Genomic DNA, 1,691 nt, shown 5'->3' on the forward strand with positions numbered 1-1,691 from the left:
GGCCTGGCCCGCCGCCGCGCCCACGGATGCGGCCATCGCACTGGCGCTCGTCGCCATCGCCGCGCCCCGCTTGCCGCCGCCGCTGCGGGTCTTCCTGCTGACGGTGGCCATCGTGCAGGACCTGATCAGCGTCGCCCTGATCGCCCTCCTCTTCACCGAGGCGCTGCGCCCGGCGATGCTGGGCGGCGCGGCGGCCACGTTCCTCGTGCTGCTCGCCATGTCCCGCTGGCGCTCGACGCCGTACGCCTTCTGGACGCTGGGGTTCGTCCTGCTCTGGGGCTTCGTCGTGAAATCCGGCCTGGACCCCTCCCTGGCGGGACTGCTCGCCGCCTCCGTCATGCCCCTGCAGCCGAAGCGGCCGGGCGGCCCCGGCGTGCTGGACCAGGTTATGGCCGCCCTGCACCCCTACGTGGCCTTCCTGATCTTGCCGCTGTTCATCCTGACGGCCGCGGGCTTCTCGGTGCGCGAGCTGCCGGCCGACACGCCAACCGCCCCCGTGGCCCTGGGACTCGGCCTTGCCTTGGTGCTCGGCAAGCAGGTCGGCGTGTTCGGCGCGGCCATGCTGGCCATCGCCCTGAAGTGGGCGAGGCGGCCCATGGGGGCGAAATGGCTCGAGCTCTACGGCGTCAGCGTCCTGTGCGGCGTGGGTTTCACGCTGAGCCTCTACATCGGTGGGCTCGCCTTCCCCGAAGACGCGGGCGTGCTCGCGAAGGTGCGCATCGGCGTCCTCGCCGGCTCCGCGATCTCGGCCCTCTGGGGCATGGCCGTCCTGGCGTTCGCGGGGGGCCGACGGGCGCCCGAGTAACTCTCCTCCTCCCCTTGCGGGAGAAGGTGTCGGCGAAGCCGACGGATGAGGGGTTCACCGCAACGCAGTCGGAACGAAGAAGGGCCGCACCACCGTGCGACCCCTCATCCGACCCGCATGCGCGGGCCACCTTCTCCCGCAAGGGGCGAAGGTTATCCGTTGCTTCTATTCGGCGGCCTTGGGCGCGTAGCCCATGATCGCCTTGGTCTCCAGGAACTCGTGGAAGGCGAAGTCGCCCCACTCGCGACCGTTGCCGCTCTGCTTGTAGCCGCCGAACGGGGCGGTCATGTCGCTGGCGCCGTTGATCGAGACCTGCCCGGCGCGCAGCTTCGACGCCACCTCGCGGGCCTTCGCGAGGTCAGAGCCGTTCACATAGGCGGCGAGGCCGTACTCGGTGTCGTTGCCGACGCGGACCGCTTCTTCGACGCTCTCATAACCCAGGATCGACAGCACCGGCCCGAAGATCTCCTCGCGGGCGATGGTCATCTGGTTGTTCACGTTGCCGAAGACGGTGGGCTTCACATAGTGGCCCTTCTCCAGGCCTTCGGGACGGCCCGTACCGCCGGTCACCAGGGTCGCGCCTTCGTCGATGCCCTTCTGGATCAGCGACTGGATCTTCTCCCATTGGGTCTTGGAGACCACCGGGCCCATGTTGAAGTTGCCGTTCGGGTCGCCGACGGTGACCTGCTCGGCCGTGGCCTTGGCCACCGCCATCGCCTCGTCCATGCGCTTGGACGGGACCAGCATCCGGGTCGGCGCATTGCAGCTCTGGCCCGAGTTGGTCATCACATGCATCACGCCGCGGGCGACGCTCTTCGAGAACGCGTCGTCGTCCAGCACGATGTTGGGGCTCTTGCCGCCCAGCTCCTGGTGGACGCGCTTGACG

Annotated in this window: 2 protein-coding genes; one reads left to right on the top strand and one right to left on the bottom strand. The window is 69.2% G+C overall.

What is annotated here, in order from left to right; translation table 11 throughout:
* Window positions 1-805, top strand: an 805-nt coding sequence (locus RIF93_RS20575; RefSeq protein WP_309093303.1) for a Na+/H+ antiporter NhaA, incomplete at its 5' end; no start/stop codon positions are given.
* A 165-nt stretch (window positions 806-970) separates the two neighbouring features.
* Here RIF93_RS20575 and RIF93_RS20580 read toward each other — a convergent pair.
* Window positions 971-1,691, bottom strand: a 721-nt coding sequence (locus RIF93_RS20580; RefSeq protein ID WP_309093304.1) for an aldehyde dehydrogenase family protein, incomplete at its 5' end; no start/stop codon positions are given.

This window comes from Phenylobacterium sp. (assembly GCF_031181185.1).
Classification (GTDB): Bacteria; Pseudomonadota; Alphaproteobacteria; order Caulobacterales; family Caulobacteraceae; genus Phenylobacterium.